Genomic DNA, 22,904 nt, shown 5'->3' with positions numbered 1-22,904 from the left:
GGCACCGCGCCGCCTCACCCCTTTCGCGTTTCTACGTGCCCGCGTCCGGCGAACTGCCCGCATCCGGCGGGCCCCGCAGCAGCACCTGCTCCATCCGCACGCTGGGGGCGCCCGTGGGGGCCGTGCGGCAGTCCTCGTCAATGGAGGTGCTGGTCGCCGAGCGCAGCGTCAGGCCCGCGTCCGTGCATCGCACCACCTCTGTCGGAAAGGTGACGGGGCAGGGCGTCCCGGCGCCGGAGAAGCCGGTGGCGCGCGTTTCGCCCACGAAGCCCGCGGGGGTGCGCCGCAGGACGATGGACGGCGAGCCCGCGTCCGGGGCGTCCACCGCTTCCGAGTCATGTGCGCGGACGACGGCGAGGGAGAGTGTGCTGCCGTCATCGTCACCGTAGTAGCGGAAGGCGGGGTTCCCCGCGTGGTGGTACTCGCCGCCCTGGTTCTGCTCGCAGCCCGCGGGAATCTTCACCGCGGGCGGCGCGGGGGGCACGGGCACTATCCTGGGCGGCGCCTTCGCGGTGCAGGCTGTGAGGGAGAGGACGCTGAGGTGGAGGGCCAGGGTGGGCAGGACGCGGTGCATGGGGGCGGATATTCTCCCAATCCGACAGGCCCTGGGACTCTGTTTGATTCCCTTGGGATGACTCTCTAACCTTCGGTTCGTCATGAGCCTCCACCGCATCGTCGTCTTCGCCCTGGTGACTGTCCTGGCCGCCCCTTCGGCCGCGCTCGCGCAGGATGACTTCCTGGCGCCGCTCACCACGCCGTCGAAGCCCAAGACGGGCAAGCCCAAGGTGGTGAAGAAGAAGCCCGCGAAGGCACCCGCCAAGAAGCCCGTGCGCGCGAAGGCGCCCGCGAGGGGGAAGAAGAAGCCCGCGGCCCAGGACGATCTGCTGCTGGCGCCGCTGACGCCCGCGAAGACGGAGGTGCTCGTCCGCATGACGGGCAACGTGCGCGGCGCGAAGCTGTTCGTGGATGGGAAGGAGTTCGGCGTCCTCTCCTCGGCCATCGTGCCGGTGGAGGTCCGCCCGGGCGAGCACCACCTGGTGGTGCGCCGGGTGGGTTACGCCGACTTCACGCGGCGCATCGACGTGAAGGCGGGCACGCAGGCGGAGGTGCTGGTGTCCATGGACGCCACCATGGGCTTCGCCACGCTGACGGCGGACGTGGCGGACGCGGTGGTGATGGTGGACGGGCAGAAGGTGGGCGCCGTGCCGCAGGCCAACGTGCTGCTGCGTCCGGGCTCGCGCGAGGTTGAGTTCCGGGCGCCGGGCTTCAAGCCGGACGTGCACAACATCACCGTGTTCGCGGGACGGAACTATGAGGTGACGGGCAACCTGCGGCCCCTGCTGGACACGTCCGTGGCCACCGCCGATGTGCCGAAGAGCCCGGTGTTGGAGCCGTCCTCCAAGCTGGACCCCGACGACGAGCCGGCCCCGGGCCTGTCGTTCGCGGAGGCTCCGGAGACGCCCGAGGTGGAGGGCTCCAAGCCGTGGTACGGCCGCTGGTACGTGTGGGCCGGCATTGGCGCGGTGGTGGCCGCCGGCACGGTGGGCGCGGTGATGGCGACGCAGGGCGGTGGCGCCAGCCCGCTGAGCCCCACGGACGTGTGCGGCCCGGCCGGGTGTGACGCGGTGCTGGGCGGCATCCGCTCGGTGCGTGGTGGAGGCGCGGGGCTTCAGGCGCCCGCGCCCGCCGGAGCGCTGCGCTTCTGACGCGGCGGTGAAGCCTCCCGCCCTCGACGTGGGCGGGACGGCGCCACGGTGCTACTGGTCGCGCAGGTCGTCGCTGTCGGAGCGGCTGCCCGGGGCGAGCAGCAGGTACACGTCGCTCACCCGTCCCACGCCCCAGGTGTCCAGCGCGGTCGCGCGGACCTGGAAGGGGGCGGCGTCGGGCAGCAGGTGGGTGATGTCCACCTCGCCCGCTTCGAAGGTGAAGGCGCGGCGCCCCACGCTGTCCACCAGCTCCCGGCCCATGTGGACCGCCTCGGTGAAGCCCACGGTGGCGCGCCGGGTCACCTGTCCACGGGCGTCCAGCACCTCCAGCAGCAGGAAGTTGTCCACGGAGATGCCGAGCGTGCCCTTCGCGTCGCCGTAGAGGCGGGCCCGGTGTCCGCCCAGGCTCAGCGTGGGTGTCTGACCGGTGGCGACGACGCGCGGCGTGCGCTCACCCTCGGTGGCGTCCACCTCCACGTCCTCGCGCAGCTGGGTGAGCGTGTGGGTCTCCCGGGGGGGCGTGTCCAGCAGGAGCCGAACGGCGCGGGGCTCGGTCGAGGTGGAGGTGGGCGTGGCCGAGGCGGGCACCTGCCGCGCACAGGCCATCAGCCCCAGGGCGGCGGCCATGACGAGCGTTCGAGAATGCATGGGAGGTCCAGGGTAGATGAGCAGGGGTGACCCGGGTCAATTAGCATGGCCGCATGAGGACCTTCCTCCATGGGTGCCTGCTGTGGTGTGTGCTCTCCGGGACGCTGGCGTGGGGCAATGCGCCCGCGGACCCCCCGGCCTCACCCGAGGTGCAGCTGTGCCTCCAGCACCTGAAGCCCGCGGAGCGTGAGCGGGCCGCGAAGGCGCTGGGGCCCCTGGAGGAGCTGCCGCTCTACCGCGTGCAACTGGAGGTGGACCCGGAGGCCCGTGGGGTGAAGGGCCGGGTGCAGGTGGAGGTGCTGGCCCGGAAGCACCCCCTCACCGAGCTGTACCTGCGGCTGACGCCCAACGCGCAGGGCCGCCGGTTGACGCTGTCGGACGCGAAGCTGGGCGGCCGGCCCGTCACGCTGGAGCGGCCGGAGCCCACGCTGTATCGCCTGTCGCTGGAGTCCGAGCCCGTGCCGCCGGGCGCCGCCGCGGTGCTGGACGTCGCGGTGGAGGGCCTGGTGCCGCGCGCCGCCGCGCCCTCGGGGGGCGCCGCGGGCGGCCTCCTCGGCGGTTTGATGGGTGGTGGGGGCGGGCGTCCCTCGGGCGGCGACCACGGGGCCTTCTCCGCCACGGCGGACTTCATCAGCCTGGTGGGCGTGGTGCCCCAGGTGCCGCCGGTGGGCGCGGACGGCAAGCCCTGGGAGGGGCCGCAGGGGATTGGCGACTTGGGCCTCTACGAGCCAGCGCACGTGCTGGCCACCGTCACCGTGCCCACGGGCTGGGCGGTGCACGCCACGGGCGTGCCCATGGGCGAAGTCCCGGAGCGGGATGGGCGCGTGCGCTACGCCTTCGCCGCCGCCGCGGTGCGCGACTTTCCCCTCTTCGTGTCGCGGGGCTACGCCAGCGCCACCGCCACGGTGAATGGCGTCACGGTGGAGAGCCACTACGCCGCGGCGGACCAGGCCGCGGGCGAGCGCGTGTTGAAGCACGCCACGTCGATGCTGGCGGAGTTCGAGCGCCGGCTGGGGCCGCTGCCGTACACGCACTTCCGCGTGGTGCAGGCGCCACTGTCCGGAGGCGCGGGCGGCATGGAGTTCCCAGGGCTGGTCACCATCGCGACGCAGCTGTACCGCGGCGCGGCGGGGGCCTCCCAGATGCTGGGCGGCGGCATGCCGGGCATGGAGGACCTGGAGGCGATGCTGGGCATGTTGGGGCAGCGCGGGGGCGCGGGTGGCGGCGGGGTGCTGGGGCAGCTCAACGGCGCCATGGAGCGCACGCTGGAGTTCACCGTGGCGCACGAGGTGGCGCACCAGTACTTCGCGGGGCTCGTGGGCTCGGACCCCATCCTGGAGCCGGTGGTGGACGAGTCGCTGGCCCAGTACGCCGCGCTCCTCTACCTCGAATGGAAGCACGGCAAGAAGGTGGCGGAGTCGGTGCGCCAGGAGACGCTGGTGGGGCAGTACCACCTGTACCGGATGACGGGCGGGAAGGACGGCCGCGCGGACCGGCCCACGGGGCACTTCGCGGATGAGCTGGAGTACGGCGCGCTCGTCTACGGCAAGGCGCCCCTGCTGCACCACGCCTCGCGGAAGCTGGTGGGAGACGCCGCCTTCCTCAAGGCCCTGCGCGCCTACGTGGATACGTACCGCTTCAAGTGGACGTGCAAGGACTGCTTCACGAAGGAGCTGGCGAAGGCGAGCCCCGCCAACGCGAGCGCGCTGGAGCGGCTGCGCACGCGCTGGTGGCGGGAGGCGAAGGGCGACGAGGATTTGGGCAAGCCCCGTCTGGGGTCGGTGCTGGGCGGCTTCGAGGGCCTGGAGGGGCTGGAGGCCCTGCAGTCGCTGCCCGGCATGGACCTGGAGGCGCTCCAGGGCCTGCAGGGCTTCGAGGCCTTCCAGGAGATGGACGCCCAGTCGAAGGAGCTGCTGGAGCAGCTCATCCCCGGGTTGATGGGGGAGTGACGCGGGCCCTCAGTCGAAGAGGGCGCGGACGAACTCGCGGGGCTCGAAGCGGCGCAGGTCGGCCACCTTCTCGCCCACGCCCACCCAGACGACGGGGAGCTTGAGCTCGTCGCAGATGCCAATGACGACGCCGCCCTTCGCGGTGCCGTCCAGCTTCGTCAGGGCGATGGCGCTGACGCCCACGGCCTCGTGGAACTGCTTGGCCTGCTGAATCGCGTTCTGGCCGTTGGTGGAGTCCAGCACCAGCAGCACTTCGTGCGGCGCGCCGGGCAGGGCCTTGTCCATGACGCGCTTCACCTTCTTCAGCTCCTCCATCAGCGGGGCCTTGGTGTGGAGCCGGCCGGCGGTGTCCGCGATGATGACGTCCGCGCCTTCCTCCTTCGCCTTCTTGATGGCCTCGAAGATGACGGCGCTGGGGTCTGTGCCCTCGGCGCCCTTCACCAGTTGGGCCTGGGCGCGCTCGGCCCACACGTCCAGCTGCTCGGTGGCGGCGGCGCGGAAGGTGTCACCCGCGGCGAGCACCACCTTCTTGCCCTCGCTGGTGAGCTTCGCGGCCAGCTTGCCGATGGTCGTCGTCTTCCCGGCGCCGTTGACGCCCACCACCATGACGACGTGCGGCGGGCCGCCGCCTTCCAGGGAGCGCGGGACGGGCAAGTCGCAGATGCGGGCGACCTCGTCGCGGATGAGGCCCTTGATGCGCTCGGGGTCCTTCAGCTCGTTGCGCTTGAGCTTCTCGCGGGCCACCTCCACCAGGTGGTTGGCGGTGCGCACGCCGATGTCGGCGGTGAAGAGGATTTCCTCCAGCTCCGCCAGGACGGACTCGTCCACCTGGCGCTGCTGGCCGAACAGGCCGTTGAGCCGGGCCATGAAGCCCTGGTTCCGCGTCTTGTCCAGGCCCTGGGCCAGGGTGCGGCCGGCCTCGGCCTCCACCTTGGCGCGCGCGGCGGCCTCCTCGGCGCGGCGGGCCTCCTCGGCGGCGGCGGCCTCGCGGGCGCGCTCCTCTTCCATCAGCCGCTGGGCTTCGGCCTGCTCGCGCTTGCGGCGCTCCCGGGCCTCGTCGTCCGCGGCCTTCTTGGCGCGGTACTCGGCGCGCTTCTCCTCTTCCTCGCGCTCCTTGAGGGCGCGGGCCTCCTCCTCCAGCCGGGCGCGCTCGGCGGCGTCCGTGGTGGCGCGGGCGGCCTGGGCGGCCTCGGCGCGCTGGCGGGCCAGGGCCTCGGCGCGCTGGCGGGCTTCCTCGGCCTCGCGGAGCCGGGCGGCCTCCGCCTCGGAGGGGGGCAGCTCCACGCGCAGGCGGGGCTGCTCGGCGGGGAGGGCGGGCTTTTCGGCCGCGGAGGGGACGGTGGGGGGCTTCTTCTCCTCGGGGCGCTTGCGGAAGAACAGCTTCCGGGCGGCCAGCACCATCAGCAGGACGAAGAGGGCGGCGGCGCCAATGCCCACGACGTCGCCCGCGGGGGAGCTGTCCGGGGGGGGCGTGCCGGTGCCCGGCTGCGTGGAACCCCCGCCCGGGGTGGGAGCGGGAGGGGGGGCGGGCGGCACCTGCGCGGTCAGGGCGTCGAGGGCGTTGGGCGTCTTCATGTGCGCGGGTTCGCATACACCAACGCGCCGGTGGATGCAGCGCCCGTGGCCGGGTAGAACCCCGTCGTGATGCGTCTCCAGCCCTCCTGTGTCCTGCTCCCGTCGCTTCTGCTGCTCGGCAGCGCCTGCATCGTGGAGGCGCCCGGCGGCGCCAGCGCGCAGGAGCGGCGCGCGGCCACCGTCACCCAGGTGCCGCCCCTGTCCGTGAAGAACGGTGCGAACCTGGGAGGCAAGGTGGAGCTGGTGGGGGCCACGGTGGAGCCCGGCCGGCTGAAGGCCGGAGACCAGGCGAAGGTGGCGCTCTACTTCAAGGTGCTCCAGCCCATGGACGACGACTACCTCATCTTCGTCCACGTGGAGGACGCGGACGGCCGCGCCGAGCGCATCAACGTGGACCACAAGCCCGCGGGCGGCCTGCTGCCCACGTCGCAGTGGAAGCCCGGCGAGACGGTGAAGGACGAGTTCGCCATCTACGTGCCGCCCGGCTCGACGGCCCGCGCGCTGAACATCTGGCTGGGGTTCTGGGAGCCGCGCACGGACTCCCGGCTGCGCATCCTCAACCCGAACGCCGTGCGCAACGACGGCAAGGACCGCGTCCTGCTGGGCCAGGTGCCCGTGGCGCGCTGAGTCGCGCCTGGACGGGCAGGGGAAAACGCCGGAGCGGCCGTGTAAGCCGAGTTCTGTCCCCACCCCTTTCGGGATGGGCGGTGAACATTCATCTAGGGCCCTGGTTGCCCAGGGGCCTCATCAGCGAGCAACCCGAACGCATGGGACGGGCCATCCCTGTCCTCCGGACGGCGAGGACGCGCTCCTATTGGCTCTTGCTCCAGGTGGGGTTTACCGAGCCGTCCGAGTCACCCCGGACGCGGTGCGCTCTTACCGCACCGTTTCACCCTTACCCGCCCCTTGCGGAACGGGCGGTCTGTTTTCTGTGGCACTTTCCTGCGAGTCGCCTCGACTGGCCGTTAGCCAGCACCCTGCCCTCTGGAGCTCGGACTTTCCTCCCGCCACCCATGACTGCGGTGGCCGGCGTTCACCCGGGCCGCTCCGGCACCTAGCGCTTACAACAGCCGGGCAGGGGCGGTCCACTCCGGGGCGTGGGGAGGCGTCCCTCGTCCGTCAGGAACGCCGCCCCGTCCCGCGCGAGCACGCGGCGGCCCGTTCGAGGAGCAGCGCGCGCTCCCGCGTGTTCGCCGTGAGGGCGGCGGCCTGCTCGAACTCCGCGCGGGCCTCGTCCATCCGCCCCAGCTTGCCGAGCAGGTCTCCCCGGACGCTGGGCAGGAGGTGGTAGCCCTGAAGCGAGGGCTCCGAGGTCAGCGCGTCCACGAGGGCCAGGCCCGCCTCCGGGCCGAACGCCATGGAATGGGCGACCGCGCGATTGAGCTCCACGACAGGGGAGGGGACGACCTGGGCCAGCGTGTCGTAGAGCGCGGCGATGCGTGGCCAGTCGGTGGCCTCGGCCGTGCGCGCCCGGGCGTGGCACGCGGCGAGGGCGGCCTGGAGCGCATATGGGCCCTGGGCGCCTCCCAGCGCCTCGGCGCGTTCGAGCGCCGCGAGGCCCCGGCGGATGAGGAGCTGGTCCCAGAGCCCTCGGTTCTGCTCCAGCAGGAGCACGGGCTCTCCCTTTGGCCCCACGCGGGCCCGCGCGCGTGACGACTGAAGCTCCATCAGCGCGACGAGGCCATGGACCTCCGGCTCCTTCGGCGCGAGCCCCGCCAGGATGCGGCCCAGGCGAAGGGCGTCCTCGCAGAGCGCGGGCCGCATCCAGTCGTCGCCGGCCGTCGCCGAGTAGCCTTCGTTGAAGACGAGGTAGATGACCTCCAGCACGGTAGACATGCGGGCGGCCAGCGCGTCGCCTTCGGGGACCTCGAAGGGGACTCGTGCCTCCGCGAGCGTGCGCTTGGCGCGGACGATGCGCTGGGCCACGGTGGGGACGGGGACGAGGAAGGCGCGGGCAATCTCCTCGGTCGTCAGGCCTCCGAGCAACCGGAGCGTGAGCGCCACCCGCGTCTCCTTGGAGAGCACCGGGTGGCAGGAGATGAACATCAGCCGCAGCAGGTCATCGCCCACGACGTCGTCGAGCGCGGCGTCCAGGTCCGGCGCGGCCATGCCTTGCAGCGACTCCAGCTCGTGACCGAGCTCCTCATGCTTGCGCTCGAGGAGCTTGCCCCGGCGCAGCTCGTCAATGGCGCGGCGCTTGGCGGTGGCCATGAGCCACGCGCCCGGGTTGTCCGGGACGCCCGACTCCGGCCACTTCTCGAGCGCGGCGACGAGCGCGTCCTGGGCGAGCTCCTCCGCGCGGCCGACGTCGCGCACCATTCGCGTGAGCCCCGCGATGAGGCGGGCTGACTCGATTCGCCAGACTGCTTGAATGGCCCGCTGTGTCTCGGTGGAAGCCGTCACGGGCGCAACTCAATCACCGTTCGCCTACGGCACAAGGGGCGTGCGCGCGCGGCGTTTCCTTTTGAGAGGGCGACGTGTACCGTCGGTGGGCCATGCGGCGGCTTGGAGACCCAGCGGGTAGCCGGTCCGTGATGCTGCGGTCCGCTGCCTCTCCGGGGTACCCCCGGGGACAACTCATCAGGAGCACACCGTCACGCGCGGCCGTCTCCGCGGCAAGCCGCGGTTCGGGCCACGCAAGACACGACAGGTGGGGCCACGCCGCCGCATGGCGTGAGTGTGGAAGATGAGCGAGCGGCGCGTCGTGGCTCAGGCGCTCGCGTCCGCGTTCCTCGCCGGGCCCTGGACGCTCAAGGGGCTCGTTGAAAGGGGCACGGAGGTCGTCGGAGGACGAGCACCGTGGGTGTCGTCCCTGGCGCGCAGCGCGGTGATTTTCTTCCCGCGTCCACCGCATGCGCGGATGGAGTTGCTCGGGGACTTGTTGGCTTCGCGCCCCGCGTTCACGCGGGGCTTCATGGACCCGTCGGCGCGTGCGCGCATCGTGCGCTGGATTGCCTCCGAGCCGCGGATGGCGCGGCAACCGTGGCCCGTGCCTGAGCTGCCGACCCAGGCCGACCTCGCGGCGTGGCTGGGCGTGACGGGGCCTCAGTTGGACTGGCTGGCGGATGTGCCGGGCATCGAGCGCACGTCTCCACCAGGGCGCTGGCGGCGCTACCGGTACACCTGGATTCCGAAGCGCAGCGGCGGTGAGCGCCTGCTGGAGCGGCCGGGATTGGACCTGTCGCTGGTACAGCGCAAGGTGCTCCACGGCATCCTGGACCACATCCCGCCGCATGACGCCGCGCATGGCTTCGTCGCGGGCCGAAATGTCCGCAGCTTCGCGGGGCCCCACGTCCGGCAGGCCGTGGTGGTGCGGGTGGACCTGGAGGACTTCTTCTTCTCCGTACGGCCCGCGCGAATCTGGGCGGTGTTCCGCACGGCGGGGTATCCGGATGGCGTGGTGCGTGCGCTCGCGGGACTCTGCACGAACCGCGCGCCTGGCGCGGTGGTGTCGCAGGCGCGGCGTCCGGATTCACTCGCCGAGGCGAGCGCGTGCTGGCGTCTGGCGCGGAGGCTCGAATCGCGTCACCTGCCACAGGGCGCGCCCACGTCGCCCGCGCTGGCCAACCTCGCGGCGTACCGGCTCGATGTCCGGCTGTCGGCGCTCGCCGCTGCCATGGGCGCGCGGTACACGCGCTACGCGGATGACCTGGCGTTCTCGGGGGGTGACGCCTTGGCCCGGCGCACGCACAAGTTGCTGCGGTACGTGAGCCTGATTCTCCGCGATGAGGGCTTCACGCCGCGCGCAGGGAAGACGCGGGTGATGCACCGAAGCGCCCAGCAGCGGCTCGCGGGCGTGGTGGTGAATGCGCATCCTTCCGTCCGCCGCGCGGACTACGAGCGGCTGAAGGCCATTCTCCACCTGTGCCGCACGCGAGGCCCCGAGAGTCAGAACACCGAGGACCATCCCGACTTCCGCGCGCACCTGCTGGGCCGCATCGCTTGGGTCGCACACCTGCACCCGGCCCGAGGCGCGAAGCTGCGCGCCGCCTTCGACCAGATTGTGTGGGATTGACGCCCGCGCCTTTCGACCGATGTCGTCCCTGGAAGGTCTACATCCGCTCGTCAATCGCGCGGTTGCTCATCTCATCCGCCTCGGCGTTCTGCGCGCGGGGGACGTGGTGCAGCTTCACCTTGGTGAAGCCCTTGAGCAGCTTCCGCGCCTCTTCGTACAGCGGCTTCAACGTCGGGCTCTTCACCTGGTAGCGCCCGCCGAGCTGCCGAATCAGCAGCTCGCTGTCCGCGTAGACGTCCAGCTCGCGCGCGCCCAGGGACTGCGCGTGCTTCAGGCCCAGCAAGAGGCCCATGTACTCCGCGCTGTTGTTCGTCTGATGTCCCAGGAACCGCCCCAGCCGGGCCACCACGTTGCCCGCGGGGTCCATCAGCACCGCGCCCGCGCCCGCGGGCCCTGGATTGCCCCGGGCCGCGCCGTCCGAGTAGACGCGCAGCCGCGGATGCGACTCAGCAGCAGGCGCCGCGTCCACCGGCGGGCTCACCGCCCCAGCCGGCTCCTGCGTGCCCTTCGTCGCCGCGGCGGAGGCCGGCGGCATCCCGCCGAGCCGCTGCGCGGCCTCCTCGATGAGCTGCCCGAGGTGCTCCCGGGTGAGGCCTCGGAACTCTCGCACCGTCCCTTGCAACGGCTCCTCACGCGCGATGTGGCGGAGGATGTCGATGATGGACGGCGCGGGCATGTCCACGAAGCCGTGCCGCTACTTCGCCGCCGCCGGGGTTTCCTGCAGCGCTTCCACCGCGTAGATGATGCGGTTGCAAGAAGGACAGACGTCCGTGCCCAGCCCGGTGCGGAGCTGGTTGTAGAGCTGCGGGGGCACGTTCATGTTGCAGCCCTGGCAGGTGCCGGCCACCACGCCGACCATGGCGGGCAGCTTCTTCTTGCGCACCACCTCGTAGCGGCGCAGCAGGGTGGTATCCACGGCCGAGGCCACTTCGGCCCGGCGGCCTTCCAGCCCCTTCACCTGGGACTCGGCCTCGCCCAGCTTGCCGCGCAGCTCCGTCATCCGGCCGGAGAGGCCCTGCTGCTTCGTCGCGAAGTCGGCCTCCTTGCCCTTGATGGCCTCGCGGGCGCCGCCGAGCTGCTTCGTCAGCTCCGCCAGCTCCTCCGCCATCGTCAGATTGGCCTTCTTGGCGATGTCGATTTCACGGGCCAGGGCGGAGTACTCGCGGGTGGAGCGCTGCTCGCTGAGCCGCGTCTCCCACTTCTTCACCTTGTCCTTCTCGTCCGTGATGTTCTGCTCGAGCTGGGCCTTCTGCTTCTCCATGTCGGAGACGCGCGCCCGCTCCGCCTCGATGGCACTGCGGGCCACACCCAGTTCCCGCTCCAACTCGGCAATCTGACGGGGGTGAACGTCCGCGGCCTTCCGGAGCGAGGCGACCTCGAGGTCCACATTCTGCAGCTCCGCCAGCGCTTTCAATTTCTCCCGCAAAGTTGCTGCCTCCCACAGGGCCGCACCGTGTACGGCAACGGCCGAGCTCTTGTACCAACAAGGATGATGAGGGTCCAACGTCCAAATGGGCCATGAGTCATCCCTCGTGGCCCTCGCTGCCATGCCGCATTTGAAACAGCTTCACGCACCCGTTAGACCGGAGCGCGTGCTTCGTCCATCCTTCGTCGTCGTTCTCTGCGCGCTCGCTCCTGCTTGCAAGGAGCCCGCGTCCCCGCAGCCCACCACCACCGCGCCGGCCGCCGCGCCCGCCGCCACGAACACGAAGTGGGGCACCATCGAGGGGCGCGTCCGTCTCGACGGCACGCCCCCAGCGCCCGCGCGGCAGCCCACCACGGGCACCGTCGTCTCCGTGTGCGGCGAGGAGACGGAGGAGCGCACGCTCAGGGTGGGCAGTGAGGGCGCGTTGGCCCACACCGTGGTTTCCCTGAGAGACGGCCACGCGCTGCCCGCGGCCCGGCGCGCCGCGCCGGAGCCCGTGCTGGACCAGAAGCAGTGCATCTATGACCCGCCCGTGCTGGCCGCTCGCGCCGGAAGCACCCTGGTCATCCGCAACTCGGACCCGCTGGTCCACAACGTCCGCGCCGCCTCCGGCACGAACCGCGCCTTCTTCAACGTGGCCATGCCGCTGGAGGGCATGACGGTGAAGCGGCAGCTGCCCGCCGAGCCGGGCGAGGTCCCCATCCACTGTGACATCCACCCGTGGATGCGCGCGCGCGTGCGCACCTTCAACCACGGGTACTTCGCGACCAGCGGCGCGGACGGGCGCTTCCAACTGGAGGTCCCCGAGGGCACCCACACCCTGGTCCTCTGGCACGAGCGGCTCCCGGAAGAAGCCCGCACCGTGACGGTTCGCGCCGGCGAGCGCGTCCAGGTGGACGCGGAGTGGCCGGTGGCCGACTTGAAGTCGCCCGCCCGTCCGTCGCCATGAAGGATTCCGGCGCTCGCCGTCTAAAAGGTTGAGAAGCCGCGAATTGATTGGGGTTTCCGTTCCAGCAGAAAAATTGTTATACGGACGGCGGAAGTCACGTCCGAGAAGAGGGGGCCGAGTCATGCAGCAGCCAAAGAAGCAAGCACTCCCGAGCAGCGGCATGCGTGGCCTGGAGGCGCCCCGCAAGGCGGCGGTCCGGCCCATTGGCATGCAGGAGATGGGGCCGACCCTGTACGAGCAGCTCCGCCGCGCGCTGCTGGAGCTGACGCCCGTCTCGTCCAACTGAAGCCAGGTCGTCCGGGCGCGAGCGCCACGGCCTGAAAAGCGAAGGGGCTCCCGGCTTGCGCCGTGGAGCCCCTCGTTTCTCGCGGACCTAGACTTCGTCCTCTTCGGATTCGCTTCCCGCTGCTTCGTCATCATCGAAGGAGTCGAGTCCTTCCTCCTCGTCCTCCTCATTGCGACCGGCGGGTTCCTCCGGCTCAATGGGCTCGATGACCTTCGGGGCGGCTGCCAGACGGCTACGCCTTCCCTCCGGTTGGGGCTTGAGTGCCGGGCTTTCCCGTTGATCCGCACCACACTTCGGGCAGATCGGGTCCGGCTTCTTCATGTCGTAGAACTTCGTCTGGCACTTGTAGCAGACGTGTTTTGTTCCGAGGTCCTTCGCCGGCATTCGCCACCTTGTGTAAAAGGCGAGTGAAGACAGGGGGGAGGGCGGCTCAATAGTTGGGCCGCAAGACAGAGTCAACCTGTGGTTTGCGCCGGAGAATTCTAGCGGTAGCATCGCGACCGCGTTTTCCCCCGGAAGCTGGACGCCCCTCTTGAACTTTACCTGCGACAATTGCCAGAAGCGGTATTCCATTGCGGACGAAAAGGTCCGCGGCAAGACGGTCAAGGTCCGCTGCAAGAACTGCCAGAACGTCATCACCGTCGAAGGGCCCGCCGAGGAGGAGAACACCCGCGTGGTGTCCCTCGCGGACGTGGAACGCATCCGCGCGCAGGAGCGCTCCCTGGCGGAGCCCGAGCCCGCCGCCGCCCCGGCGGCCGTCATCAGCGCGCCCGTCACGGCCGCCCCGGTGGCGAAGGCGCCCGCGGCCGCGCTGCAGACGCCCTGGGATGATGAGCCCACGCGCGCCGCGCCCATGAAGGCCACCGGGTCGCCCTGGTTCGTCATGGTGCGCAACAAGCAGGAGGGCCCGCTGGACGAGGGCGCCCTCCGTGAGCTGATGGCCACCGGCACCGTGAATGGCCGCAGCTTCTTCTGGCAGCAGGGCATGGCGGACTGGAAGCGCGGTTCGGACATCCCCGAGCTGGCCGGCCTCTTCGAGCCGCCGCCCGCCGCCGAGCCGCCCCCGCCGCCGCCCCCCATCGCGGCGCCGCCTCCGTCCGAGCCCGCCCGTCCCTCGCGCGGCGCGCCCGCCCGCCGGGAGCCGGAGCCGCAGGCCTTCATCCCGGAACCCGAGCCGGAGCCCGAGCCGCGGCACGCCGAGCCCGAGCAGCCCTGGCCGGACGAGGAAGAAGCGCCGGACAACACCTACTATGGCGACCCCCTGCCTCGCGCCCAGCCGCAGGCTCAGCAGCAGGCCCAGGTGACCCGCCGCGCGCAGCAGCCCCAGTCCGCCAACGCCGCGCCGCTGGACGACGCGCTGTTCTCCGACCTGGACCTGCCGGGCAACCGCGACGGCGGTGACGACGAGGAGCCCCAGGACGACGACGGCGCGCTGGGCGGCGACGACCCGCGGGCCGCGCTGGGCGGCGACGAGGATGACGACGACGGCAAGGCCGTGCAGGACACGCGTCACTTCGCCAAGAAGTCGGGCGTCACCCGCCGCAACCCCGCCTGGAAGTACGCCGTCTTCGCGTTGCTGCTGCTCATCGTCCCGCTGGGCCTGGCGTATGTCCTGTCGGAGACGCTGGGCGTGGTGCCGCTGCGCGTGCAGACGGTGGACGCCAGCGGCAACACGGTGGAGCAGCCCGTCTTCTCGTCGGAAGGCGTGGGCGCGCTGCGCGACAAGCTGATGGGCCGCGAGCCGCCGCCCGCGCCCCCCAAGCCGCCCGCCGAGGGCAAGAAGCGCCCGGCCGCCGCGCCCGCCGACACCGGCGCGGTCGCGGACCCGGAGGCCGCCGCGGCGCCGTCCAAGGGGGCCCTGGAGGCCGTCTACGTGGACCCGGACAAGAAGGACGTGGACCCGGCGGTGCGCGGCGGCGAGGAAGTGGCCGCCGCCGACACCGAGGAGATCGGCGGCCCGTCCGACGAAGAGGTGGAGCGCGTGCTGGCGAAGACGCAGCCCGCCTTCCGGGACTGCGTGGAGGCCGAGCTGCGGAAGAACCCGTCCTTCAAGGGCGGGAAGGTGACGCTGACGGCCACCGTGGGCAGCTCGGGCACGGTGACGGCGGTCACGCTCGACCGCAAGGACCTGAACCGCAACAGCCCCGTGGGCACCTGCATCCGCGACCGCGCGAAGGGCATGGTCTTCTCCGCCTTCGCCGGCGAGGACGTGGACCTGGAGATTCCGCTGGTCCTCTCCAAGTCGATGTAGCCGTCTAGAGGTCGAAGCTCCCGGCCGGCGGCGGCTTCTTGCCGCGGGTCGCCTGCTCGCGGGCCCTGCGCACCTCCTCGCGCAGGGCCTCGGTGGCCTCCCGGTCCACCTTCAGGGTGTCGAGGTCGAGCACGTCTCCCTCACGAAGGCCGGCGGGCAGCTCGCTCAGGGGGCGCGTCACCTCACGGCCCTCCACCACCAGCACGGCGAGGTCGTCTTCGATGCGGTCCAGCGTGGCCCGGGTCGTCATGGGTCGTGGCTCCTCAGGGGTTGCAGTCCCGGGCAGGCCGCCGTCCGCGCGAGGCCTCTTCCCGGCTGGAGAAGGTCACCAAGTTCGATGACTTGATCTTCACGACGTTGCGGCAGCTGGGCTTGTGGAACACGTCGCTGCGGCTGCTGCCGACGTAGGTCCCCACCTTCACGGCGCCTGAGCCAGAGGCTCCGCTACGCGAGCGCGAGCCCGCGCTCGAGGGCGGCGCGCCGTCGCCTGCCGGGTCGTCGAGGCTCAGGGTGTACATCTTCCCCGTGGGCTGCTTGCCCGAAGCGTCACGCGTGCCGGAGCGGTCCGTCGAGCGCCGGGAATCCCCCGCGAGCGCGGTGTCCCGGGGCGTGGGCGTGCCCAGGCCCGGGTAGCTGTAGCGGGTGTCCTCCGGAACGCCGGCGGACAGCCGCTGCGGGGTGACGACGAGCGTCTTCCCGTCGCTCACCACCTGCACCTCGCCGTGCATGTCGGTGCGGAACACCTGCGCGCCGGTGGCCTCCAGGCGCTTGAGGGTGACTGGCGCGGGGGCGCCAATCAGGTTGCCTTCGCCCGCGGAGATGACGGCGGCGCGAGCCCCCACGGCAGACAGGAAGGCGGCGGAGGTGGGCCCTTCGGTGCCGTGCGCGGCCACCTTGAGCAGCGTGGCCTGCATGGGGGCGTTGCGCGCCAGCAGGTGGTCCACCGTCCGGGCATGCGCGTCCGCCATGAAGAGCACCGCGGTGTCCCCATAGGTGAGCCGGAGGATGACGGAGTTCGCCTCCAGCGCCGCCTCGGGCACGTCGAGCAGCGGCTCGGTGGGCGCGCGGGGCCACAGCACCGTGAGGGACACGCCCGCGCCCAGGGGCAGCCGCTGGAGCGCGTTGGGCGTGGCGGGGGAGGGGGACGGGGAGATGAACTCCACGCCCTGGCTGGCCACGTCGCCGAGCAGGGTGTCATACGCCTTGGGCGTGGCGCCCAGCTGCGGCTCCAGCAGTTGCCGGGCGCCCACGCGCTTCAGCACCGGCTCCAGCGCGCCATGGTGGTCCGAGTGCGGGTGGGTGAGCACCACCAGGTCCAGCCGCTGCGTGAGCAGCTCGGGCAGCCGGTTCACCAGGTGCTCCGCCGAGGAGGCGGGGCCCGCGTCCACCAGCGCGGTGTACCCATCCGGCGACACGATGAGCGCGGCGTCACCCTGGCCCACGTCGAAGAAGTAGACGTGGAGCTTCCCGTCCGGGGTGCCCCCGAAGTAGCGCCGGGGGCGCTCCGCCTGGCGCGTCGCCACCGGCTGCGGCGGAGGCGGCGGTTCCTTGCAGGCCGCCAGTGCCAGCAGAACGGCGAGGAGGAGGCGCGGGCGGGAACTCATGGATGGCAATCCTCGGCGGGGCGGCGCTCGCGCACGGCTTCGGCGCGGCTCGAATAGGCGGTGCGGTTCGACTTGGAGCGCTTCAGGGTCCGGCAGCTCTCTTTGTGAAACACCTTGCTGCCCTTGAGGCTGAAGTATCGGGGCGCGTCCGTGCCGCGTTGCGTGGTGTCGGTGCCGGGGGCCTCCGCCGGGGGGGGCGGGGCGTCGCGCCCACGGGGCGTGCTGGTCCGGCGCGTTCCCCGGGTGATGGGGCCCAGCGCCACCGGGCCGACCTTCACGCCGCCGGGAACCCGCTCCGAGGCTCCGGCGCGTTTCTCCGCGCGCAGGGAGACGACGTTGCCGTCGCTGGTCGCCACCACCTCGCCGTCCTGGTCGGTGCGGAACACGGTGGCCTTCACCGCGCGCAGGCGCTCCAGCACCGCCGGGGTGGGGTGGCCGTAGTCGTTCTTCGCGCCCACGGAGATGACCGCGGCCTGGGGCTTCACCGCGGCCAGGAAGCCCGCGGTGGACGAGTGCCGACCGCCGTGGTGGGCCACCTTCAGCACGGTGGAGGTGAGGTCGATGGGCTTGCGCAGCAGCGTGGCCTCGGTGTCCGGCTCTGCGTCGCCGGTGAAGAGGAACGCTGTCTTGCCGTAGGTCAGCTTGGCGACGATGGAGTTGGAGTTCGGGTCCGAGCGGGTGCCCGTGAGGAAGGGGTCCTCTGGCACGCGCGGCCACAGCACGGTGAGCGCCGCGCCATCTCCCAGGCCAATGGTGACCAGCGAACGCGGGTCCTGCGGGTTGGGCACGGGCGTCATCACCTGGCCCACCTCGTCACCCACGACGTTGAGCAGGTCGCGGTACGCCTCGCTCGGGTGGTCGAAGCCCGGGTCCATGAAGCGGCGCGCCCCCACCGAGCGCAGCGCGGAGGACATGCCGCCCAGGTGGTCCAGGTGGGGGTGCGTGAGGATGGCGAGGTCCAGCGGCGCCTTCACCAGCTCGCGCAGCCGCTGCTCCAGGCGGTGCCGCGCGTCGGGCGGGCCGCTGTCGATGAGCACCGTCTTGCCGGTGGGGGAGATGATGAGCGCGGCGTCCCCCTGGCCCACGTCGAAGAAATGGACCGTGAGGGGCTGGCCGGCGGCTTGGGCCAGGGCCTGGCCCGGAGTCGAGGCGAGGAGGAGGACGAGGAGTGCGAGCCACCGGACAAAGGACATCACGAGGCCGACTCTACCGCTCCGCTCCCCCCTCTGACACCCAGGGGCCCGGAGCAGGCGCGCTTCTCCTGCGAGCGCTTCCCGAGGGCCTGGAAGTGGGCTAAGGGGCCGGGCATGTCCGACTCCGAAGACCTCTTCCATTTCGTCGAGGACATCGCCAACCAGGCGCGCCGCCGGCTCGAGGCGTGGAAGGAGGGGCAGACGCCTGGGGACAGCGCTCCCGCGTCGGGGCCGTCCACCGCCCGGGTGGACCTGGACACGGTGCGCTCCCACGCGGACCTGGCGCCGTACATCGACCACACGCTGCTCAAGCCCGAGGCTCGCGCCGAGGACGTGGTGAAGGTGGCCGAGGAGGCCCGCCAGTACGGCTTCGCCACCGTCTGCGTGAACAGCACGCACGTGGCCACCGCGGCGCGGGTGCTGGCCGGCACGTCCACGCTGCCCATCGCCGTGGTGGGCTTTCCGCTGGGCGCCTCGCTTCCGTCCGCCAAGGCCTTCGAGGCCCGGGAGTCCATTCGCGCCGGGGCGCGGGAAATCGACATGGTGCTGAACGTGGGCGCGCTCAAGGCGCACGACTACGCGCTGGTGCACCAGGACATCGCCGCCGTGGTGGAGGCCAGCCGGCCCGTGCCGGTGAAGGTCATCCTGGAGACGTCCCTGCTGACGGACGAGGAGAAGGTCATCGCCTGCTCGCTCTCCAAGGCCGCGGGCGCCGCCTTCGTGAAGACGTCCACGGGCTTCGGTCCGGGCGGGGCCACCGAGGCGGACGTGGCGCTGATGCGCCGGGTGGTGGGGGACACGGTGGGCGTGAAGGCGTCGGGCGGCATCCGCTCCGCCGAGGACGCGCTGAAGATGCTGCGCGCGGGGGCCAACCGCCTGGGTGCGTCCGCGTCGGTGGCCATCGTCTCCGGGCAGACCTCCACCGCGAAGTACTGACCCGGGGCGGACACCGTGAACGCGAAACAGCGAGAGGAACTCAAGGCGCTGCTGCTCGCGCTCCATTCGGAGCTGACGGAGAAGACGCCGTCGAGAATCGAGCCGAACCGCACCGATGACGCGCGCATCGGCGGCGACGAGGACGAGCAGCCGCTCAACGAGATGATGCAGGCCATCGCCTCCAACCGGAACCGGAACATGGATGGCGTGCTGGCCCGCGTACTCAAGGCGCTGGGCAAGCTGCGCGAGGACCCGGATGGCTACGGTGAGTGCGAGGAGTGCGGCGACGAGATTCCGTTCGGCCGGCTGCGCGCCATGCCCTACGCGGAGTTCTGCGTGACGTGCCAGGGCAACAAGGACGGTCCCAAGGGCCGCGCCACCCGCAGCAAGCTGACCGATTACACCTGAACAACCGGCGTGCGAGCCAGTGTGCGTCGCGCGCCCTCAACGGCTAGACGAGGCTTCGAGGGCTCATGGACACCACCGGACTGAAGGAGCGGGCGGAGGCGTGGCGTCAGGCGGACCCGGACCCGTCCACCGCGGCGGAGCTGGCGGCGCTGCTCGCGGAGGCGGACTGGGCGGAGCTGGAGGACCGCTTCTCGCAGGACCTGGAGTTCGGCACCGCGGGACTGCGCGGCGTGCTGGGCGCCGGTCCCAACCGGATGAACCGCGCCGTCATCCGCCGCACCACCGCGGGCCTGGCGCGCTACCTCAAGGCGCAGGTGCCGGACGTCGCCACCCGGGGCGTGGTGGTGGGCCGCGACGCGCGCAACCTGAGCGTGGAGCTGGCCGAGGACACCGCCGCGGTGCTGGCCGCCGAGGGCATCCCCGCCCACGTCTTCCCGGAGCCGGTGCCCACGCCGCTGGTGGCCTTCGCCGCGCTGCACCTCAACGCCGCCGCGGCCGTCATGGTGACGGCCAGCCACAACCCGCCCGAGTACAACGGCTACAAAGTCTATTGGGGCAACGGCGCGCAAATCATCCCGCCGCATGACACGGGCATCGCCTCCGCCATCGCCCGGGTGGAGCCCGCCAACCGCGTGCCGCTGCTGACGCCAGCGGATGCGCGCGCCAGGGGCCTGTGGCGGGACTTGCCCGCGGCCATCGGCGACGCCTACGTGCGCGCCATCCTGGGGCTGCGCGTGGTGGGCAAGGGCTCCGAGTCGCTGTCCATCGTCTACACCGCCATGCACGGCGTGGGCGGCGTCTGGGCCGTGCGCGCCTTGCGCGAGGCGGGCTTCCCGCGCGTCACCCCCGTGGCCGAGCAGCAGCAGCCGGATGGCCGCTTCCCCACCGTGCGCTTCCCCAACCCGGAGGAGCCGGGCGCCATGGACCTGGCCACCGCCACCGCCGAGCGCGTGAAGGCGGACGTGGTGCTGGCCAATGACCCGGACGCGGACCGGCTGGCCGTCATGGCGCGCGACGCGGACGGCGCGCTGCGGCTGCTCACGGGCAACGAGGTAGGCGTGCTGCTGGGCCACTACGTCCTCACCCAGGGAGCGAAGCAGGGCAAGCCCCACGTCGTCACCACCATCGTCTCCTCGGCGCAGTTGGGTGACATCGCGCGCTCGCTGGGCGCCGCGTGTGACGAGGTGCTCACCGGCTTCAAGTGGATCGCCAACCGCGCGCTGGAGCGCGAGCAGGCCGAGGGCACCCGCTTCGTCTTCGGTTACGAGGAGGCGCTGGGCTACACGGTGGGGACGGTGACGCGGGACAAGGACGGCGTGGGCTCGGCGCTCGTCATGGCGGACCTGGCGGCGTGGTGCCAGGCGCGCGGCGCCACGGTGCTGGGCTACCTGGAGGAGATTCAGCGCGCGCATGGCCTCTACGTGGGCGCGCAGCGCAACTTCACGTTCCCCGGCGCGGCGGGCGCGCAAATCATTCGCGGCATCATGGACGCGTTCCGTGCCTCGCCGCCGAAGGACATCGGCGGTGACGCCGTCCGCGCCGTGAGGGACTACAAGAAGGGCGAGCGGGGCCTGCCACCGTCCAACGTCGTCGCGCTCGAGCTGGAGAGCGGCGGCCGCGTCACGCTGCGGCCCTCCGGCACCGAGCCGAAGATCAAATACTACTTCGAGCTGAAGGAGACGCTCACCGACGGTGAGCCCCTGGCCCAGGCGCGTGCGCGCGCCGAGTCCCGGCTGGCCCGCTTCATTGATGCTTTCCTCGGCCTCGCGCGTGAGCGCGGGCAGCCAGCGTGAGTCTAGTGACGCGGCACCACACCCACCGCCCGCCCCCCGAGGCGGCCTTCGTAGAAAGGTACTGTGTGAAGCGACTGCTCCCCGGAGTCCTCCTCGCTTGCTTCCTGGCCCTCCCCGCCACCGCGCTGGCGCAGCGCGGGGGACAGGGTTGGTCCGTCCTCGCCGGTGAAACGCTGGGACGGGGCAACACCGCCTTTCACGGCCAGATTGGCTGGCCCGGCATCTCCCTGGGCCTGCTGCACGGCGGCTCGGAGCGCTTCGACATTGGCGGCAAGTTCAACTTCAACTGGGGCCGCGAGGGCTGGGTCCGCTACACGGACCCGGGCATCAAGCTCCAGGCGTGGATGCGGCTGCAGCTCATCCAGGAGCGCAACTTCTCCCTGGCGCTCACCTTCCAGCCGGGCCCGTTCTTCTACTTCAACCGCCGCGACACCGACGTGGGCCTGGCGCTGCCCGTGGGGCTGGTGGTGGGCATCCCCGCCGGCAGCGCCGTCATGGTGAACCTGGGCCTGGACATCCCCTTCCACGTCTACTTCGGCGAGGGAATCGGCCCGGTGTTCCCCATCCTCGTGGGCGGCGGCCTGGAGTACTTCGTCAACCGCCAACTGGGCGTCACCTTCAACATCCGGCTAGGGCCCGGCGTCATCCCGGACATCGACGACACCGAGTTCACGCTGGAGGCGCTCTTCGGCGTCGCCTACCGCTTCTAGCTACCAGGACGACGTCTGCTCGGGCAGCTCCACCGTGAAGGTGCTGCCCAGGTTGACGCGGCTCTTCGCCGCCACCGCGCCGCCCATGGCTTCCACCAGGGTGCGCGCGACGGTGAGGCCCAGCCCGGCGCCCTTCTCGGGCGCCTTCGTCGTGTAGTAGGGCTCGAAGACGGCCTGCAGCTCGTCCTCGAAGATGCCGATGCCTGTGTCCTTCACGTACAGGCGCGGGCCGAAGTCCCCGAAGATGTCCGGCAGCTCCACGCCCACGTGGATGCGCCGCGGGCGGTCCGTCACGTCCTCCACCGCGTCCACCGCGTTGGCCAGCAGCTCCACCACCACCTGCTCCAACTGGCGGCGGTTGAAGACGACGGCGATGGCCTCGTCCGGCAACTGCACCTGCACCTCGGCGGTGCCCAGGCGGCCGGCGTCACGCATCCGCTCCACCACCGCGGGGATGAGGTCGCGCAGGTCGAAGCGCTGGATGTCCTTGGGGCTGGTGGGGCCCAGCGACAGCAGGTGCTGTCCGTGCAGGCGCATCTGCTCGCCCGCCACGCCCAGCTTCTTGAGCTCGTCGGCGTCCGGCGGCAGGCCCTGCGACGCGCGCACGCGCACGTGCTCCAGCGCCCGCTGGAGTCCTTCGCCCACGCGGCCCAGGTTCTGCGCCACGTCCGCGGCCAGCGTGCCCACGCGGGCCAGCCGCTCCATCTCCACCCAGCGGACGCGCGGGTCCTGCAGCGCTTCGGCGCGCTGGCCACCGCGCTCGCGGTGCGCCTTGAGCTCCAGCAGCGTGTGGATGCGGACCTTCAGCTCCAGCGGGTCCAGGGGCTCGGTGATGAGCAGGTCATCCACGCCCGCCTCGAGCACCTCGCGGCGCGTCTCCCGGTCCGCGCTGGGCGTCAGCATGAGCACGGGGAGGGCCGGGCTTCCCAGCGCGTCCTGGAGGCGCCGGTACGTCGCGAGGCCGTCCGTGCCGGGGCGCTCCACGTCGAGCAGCACCAGGTCCGCGGACTGATGAGCCGCCGCCGCCAGTCCGCTGGCCCTCAGCACGTCATAGCCCGCCGGCGCGAGGATGGAGCACAGCCGCTCCATGCCACCCGACGCCACGTTCACGGCCAGCACCCGGGGCCGATACGTCCCGGTCTCCGTCGTCTCCAGCATCACGCCACCCCTACATGGTGACCAGGTGAGCCTTCACCCGGGTGTTCCAGGCCGTCCTACGGACCTCTCTCGCCCTGGATGGAGCTCCCCCCCTGGGCGCCTGCGTCCAGTCCGGTACGTGATCCGATACCGCGATGTGTCTATGCGAGGCTCATGCCGCGCTTCGTCCCGGCGCGTCGGAATCGCCCATTGCACCTCCAACGGTGGCAGCCCTGCAACGTCGGGGGGTTGAATCGTTGCGACACTGGAGAAAGTTGTCTCAACTGGAATCTGGCCAACGAAAGAAGGGGTCCAACC

Annotated in this window: 22 protein-coding genes and 1 other RNA gene; 11 read left to right on the top strand and 12 right to left on the bottom strand. The window is 71.6% G+C overall.

Translation table 11 applies throughout. From position 1 onward, the window contains the following. Positions 1–31: 31 nt before the first annotated feature. Positions 32–574, bottom strand: a complete 543-nt coding sequence (locus tag KGD87_RS17940; protein ID WP_284661391.1) for a hypothetical protein — start codon at positions 572–574, stop codon at positions 32–34. Positions 575–656: 82 nt separating this feature from the next. Between KGD87_RS17940 and KGD87_RS17935 the strand changes: the two genes are divergently transcribed. Beyond that, the gene (locus KGD87_RS17935; protein ID WP_284661390.1) at positions 657–1,706 is read left to right on the top strand and encodes a PEGA domain-containing protein; all 1,050 of its coding nucleotides are present in this window, start codon (positions 657–659) and stop codon (positions 1,704–1,706) included. Positions 1,707–1,757: 51 nt separating this feature from the next. Here KGD87_RS17935 and KGD87_RS17930 read toward each other — a convergent pair whose 3' ends face one another. After that, entirely contained in the window at positions 1,758–2,354 is a 597-nt protein-coding gene (locus KGD87_RS17930) for a hypothetical protein (protein WP_284661389.1), read from the bottom strand. 53 nt (positions 2,355–2,407) lie between these two features. On the opposite strand from KGD87_RS17930, the gene KGD87_RS17925 reads away from it, so the two are divergent. Continuing rightward, a complete protein-coding gene (locus KGD87_RS17925) occupies positions 2,408–4,303 on the top strand; it encodes a M1 family aminopeptidase (protein WP_284661388.1) in 1,896 nt (631 codons plus the stop codon). Positions 4,304–4,312: 9 nt separating this feature from the next. Here KGD87_RS17925 and ftsY read toward each other — a convergent pair whose 3' ends face one another. Continuing rightward, positions 4,313–5,878, bottom strand: a complete 1,566-nt coding sequence (gene ftsY / locus KGD87_RS17920) for a signal recognition particle-docking protein FtsY (protein WP_284661387.1) — start codon at positions 5,876–5,878, stop codon at positions 4,313–4,315. Positions 5,879–5,947: 69 nt separating this feature from the next. Between ftsY and KGD87_RS17915 the strand changes: the two genes are divergently transcribed. Next, positions 5,948–6,505 (top strand): hypothetical protein, encoded by a 558-nt coding sequence (locus KGD87_RS17915; protein ID WP_284668652.1) that lies wholly within the window; start codon positions 5,948–5,950, stop codon positions 6,503–6,505. A 26-nt stretch (positions 6,506–6,531) separates the two neighbouring features. Here the strand turns inward: KGD87_RS17915 and rnpB are convergent. Next, an RNA gene (rnpB, locus tag KGD87_RS17910) (RNase P RNA component class A) lies at positions 6,532–6,927 on the bottom strand. Between the two features lie 70 nt (positions 6,928–6,997). Next, positions 6,998–8,281, bottom strand: coding sequence for an RNA polymerase sigma factor (locus KGD87_RS17905; protein ID WP_284661386.1), 1,284 nt, complete (start codon positions 8,279–8,281; stop codon positions 6,998–7,000). Between the two features lie 283 nt (positions 8,282–8,564). On the opposite strand from KGD87_RS17905, the gene KGD87_RS17900 reads away from it, so the two are divergent. Beyond that, entirely contained in the window at positions 8,565–9,893 is a 1,329-nt protein-coding gene (locus KGD87_RS17900) for a reverse transcriptase family protein (protein ID WP_284661385.1), read from the top strand. Between the two features lie 37 nt (positions 9,894–9,930). On the opposite strand, the gene KGD87_RS17895 is transcribed toward KGD87_RS17900, so the two are convergent. Both KGD87_RS17895 and KGD87_RS17890 read right to left on the bottom strand, forming a co-directional pair. Continuing rightward, entirely contained in the window at positions 9,931–10,569 is a 639-nt protein-coding gene (locus tag KGD87_RS17895) for a ribonuclease HI family protein (RefSeq protein ID WP_284661384.1), read from the bottom strand. 18 nt (positions 10,570–10,587) lie between these two features. Then, positions 10,588–11,319, bottom strand: a complete 732-nt coding sequence (locus KGD87_RS17890; protein WP_284661382.1) for a zinc ribbon domain-containing protein — start codon at positions 11,317–11,319, stop codon at positions 10,588–10,590. A gap of 166 nt (positions 11,320–11,485) precedes the next feature. On the opposite strand from KGD87_RS17890, the gene KGD87_RS17885 reads away from it, so the two are divergent. Together KGD87_RS17885 and KGD87_RS17880 are read left to right on the top strand one after the other, a co-directional pair. Then, positions 11,486–12,268 carry a cupredoxin domain-containing protein gene (locus KGD87_RS17885; RefSeq protein ID WP_284661381.1) on the top strand — a complete coding sequence of 261 codons (783 nt, stop codon included), beginning with the start codon at positions 11,486–11,488 and terminating at the stop codon, positions 12,266–12,268. 121 nt (positions 12,269–12,389) lie between these two features. Beyond that, complete coding sequence (locus tag KGD87_RS17880) at positions 12,390–12,554, top strand: hypothetical protein (protein WP_284661380.1); 165 nt, start codon at positions 12,390–12,392, stop codon at positions 12,552–12,554. 87 nt (positions 12,555–12,641) lie between these two features. Here the strand turns inward: KGD87_RS17880 and KGD87_RS17875 are convergent, their stop codons facing one another. Continuing rightward, positions 12,642–12,938 carry a TIGR02300 family protein gene (locus KGD87_RS17875; RefSeq protein WP_163787487.1) on the bottom strand — a complete coding sequence of 99 codons (297 nt, stop codon included), beginning with the start codon at positions 12,936–12,938 and terminating at the stop codon, positions 12,642–12,644. A gap of 148 nt (positions 12,939–13,086) precedes the next feature. Here KGD87_RS17875 and KGD87_RS17870 point away from each other — a divergent pair, with 148 nt between their 5' ends. Next, on the top strand, positions 13,087–14,805 hold the full coding sequence (locus KGD87_RS17870; protein ID WP_284661378.1) for an AgmX/PglI C-terminal domain-containing protein: 1,719 nt from the start codon (positions 13,087–13,089) through the stop codon (positions 14,803–14,805). Between the two features lie 4 nt (positions 14,806–14,809). Here the strand turns inward: KGD87_RS17870 and KGD87_RS17865 are convergent, their stop codons facing one another. From KGD87_RS17865 to KGD87_RS17855, 3 genes are read right to left on the bottom strand one after another with little or no spacing between them, the layout of a single operon-like run. Continuing rightward, positions 14,810–15,055 carry a DUF3006 domain-containing protein gene (locus KGD87_RS17865; protein ID WP_284661377.1) on the bottom strand — a complete coding sequence of 82 codons (246 nt, stop codon included), beginning with the start codon at positions 15,053–15,055 and terminating at the stop codon, positions 14,810–14,812. Positions 15,056–15,068: 13 nt separating this feature from the next. Then, positions 15,069–16,409 (bottom strand): ComEC/Rec2 family competence protein, encoded by a 1,341-nt coding sequence (locus KGD87_RS17860; RefSeq protein WP_284661376.1) that lies wholly within the window; start codon positions 16,407–16,409, stop codon positions 15,069–15,071. After that, entirely contained in the window at positions 16,406–17,602 is a 1,197-nt protein-coding gene (locus KGD87_RS17855; protein WP_284668651.1) for a ComEC/Rec2 family competence protein, read from the bottom strand. The genes KGD87_RS17860 and KGD87_RS17855 overlap by 4 nt, the downstream gene beginning before the upstream one ends. Before the next feature lie 114 nt (positions 17,603–17,716). On the opposite strand from KGD87_RS17855, the gene deoC reads away from it, so the two are divergent. From deoC to KGD87_RS17835, 4 genes are all read left to right on the top strand, one after another. Continuing rightward, a complete protein-coding gene (gene deoC, locus KGD87_RS17850; RefSeq protein WP_284661375.1) occupies positions 17,717–18,538 on the top strand; it encodes a deoxyribose-phosphate aldolase in 822 nt (273 codons plus the stop codon). A gap of 15 nt (positions 18,539–18,553) precedes the next feature. Next, a complete protein-coding gene (locus tag KGD87_RS17845) occupies positions 18,554–18,946 on the top strand; it encodes a TraR/DksA family transcriptional regulator (RefSeq protein WP_284661374.1) in 393 nt (130 codons plus the stop codon). A gap of 65 nt (positions 18,947–19,011) precedes the next feature. Beyond that, positions 19,012–20,739 (top strand): phospho-sugar mutase, encoded by a 1,728-nt coding sequence (locus KGD87_RS17840; protein WP_284661373.1) that lies wholly within the window; start codon positions 19,012–19,014, stop codon positions 20,737–20,739. A 65-nt stretch (positions 20,740–20,804) separates the two neighbouring features. Further along, positions 20,805–21,449, top strand: coding sequence for a hypothetical protein (locus KGD87_RS17835; RefSeq protein ID WP_284661372.1), 645 nt, complete (start codon positions 20,805–20,807; stop codon positions 21,447–21,449). Here the strand turns inward: KGD87_RS17835 and KGD87_RS17830 are convergent, their stop codons facing one another. Continuing rightward, positions 21,450–22,607, bottom strand: a complete 1,158-nt coding sequence (locus KGD87_RS17830) for a sensor histidine kinase (protein ID WP_284661371.1) — start codon at positions 22,605–22,607, stop codon at positions 21,450–21,452. Positions 22,608–22,904: the final 297 nt, after the last annotated feature.

The organism is Myxococcus sp. SDU36 (assembly GCF_030168875.1).
In the GTDB taxonomy this organism is placed as follows: Bacteria; Myxococcota; Myxococcia; order Myxococcales; family Myxococcaceae; genus Myxococcus; species Myxococcus vastator.
Note: the sequence above shows the minus strand (reverse complement) of the source record. Positions and strands in the feature narration are given on the sequence as shown.

Excerpts from the sequence above, each read along its gene's own strand:
- KGD87_RS17940 (WP_284661391.1), bottom strand. The coding sequence starts at position 574 with ATGCACCGCGTCCTGCCCACCCTGGCCCTCCACCTCAGCGTCCTCTCC.
- KGD87_RS17935 (WP_284661390.1), top strand. The coding sequence starts at position 657 with ATGAGCCTCCACCGCATCGTCGTCTTCGCCCTGGTGACTGTCCTGGCC.
- KGD87_RS17930 (WP_284661389.1), bottom strand. The coding sequence starts at position 2,354 with ATGCATTCTCGAACGCTCGTCATGGCCGCCGCCCTGGGGCTGATGGCC.
- KGD87_RS17925 (WP_284661388.1), top strand. The coding sequence starts at position 2,408 with ATGAGGACCTTCCTCCATGGGTGCCTGCTGTGGTGTGTGCTCTCCGGG.
- ftsY (WP_284661387.1), bottom strand. The coding sequence starts at position 5,878 with ATGAAGACGCCCAACGCCCTCGACGCCCTGACCGCGCAGGTGCCGCCC.
- KGD87_RS17915 (WP_284668652.1), top strand. The coding sequence starts at position 5,948 with ATGCGTCTCCAGCCCTCCTGTGTCCTGCTCCCGTCGCTTCTGCTGCTC.
- KGD87_RS17900 (WP_284661385.1), top strand. The coding sequence starts at position 8,565 with ATGAGCGAGCGGCGCGTCGTGGCTCAGGCGCTCGCGTCCGCGTTCCTC.
- KGD87_RS17895 (WP_284661384.1), bottom strand. The coding sequence starts at position 10,569 with ATGCCCGCGCCGTCCATCATCGACATCCTCCGCCACATCGCGCGTGAG.
- KGD87_RS17880 (WP_284661380.1), top strand. The coding sequence starts at position 12,390 with ATGCAGCAGCCAAAGAAGCAAGCACTCCCGAGCAGCGGCATGCGTGGC.
- KGD87_RS17875 (WP_163787487.1), bottom strand. The coding sequence starts at position 12,938 with ATGCCGGCGAAGGACCTCGGAACAAAACACGTCTGCTACAAGTGCCAG.
- KGD87_RS17865 (WP_284661377.1), bottom strand. The coding sequence starts at position 15,055 with ATGACGACCCGGGCCACGCTGGACCGCATCGAAGACGACCTCGCCGTG.
- KGD87_RS17860 (WP_284661376.1), bottom strand. The coding sequence starts at position 16,409 with ATGAGTTCCCGCCCGCGCCTCCTCCTCGCCGTTCTGCTGGCACTGGCG.
- KGD87_RS17855 (WP_284668651.1), bottom strand. The coding sequence starts at position 17,602 with ATGTCCTTTGTCCGGTGGCTCGCACTCCTCGTCCTCCTCCTCGCCTCG.
- deoC (WP_284661375.1), top strand. The coding sequence starts at position 17,717 with ATGTCCGACTCCGAAGACCTCTTCCATTTCGTCGAGGACATCGCCAAC.
- KGD87_RS17840 (WP_284661373.1), top strand. The coding sequence starts at position 19,012 with ATGGACACCACCGGACTGAAGGAGCGGGCGGAGGCGTGGCGTCAGGCG.
- KGD87_RS17830 (WP_284661371.1), bottom strand. The coding sequence starts at position 22,607 with ATGCTGGAGACGACGGAGACCGGGACGTATCGGCCCCGGGTGCTGGCC.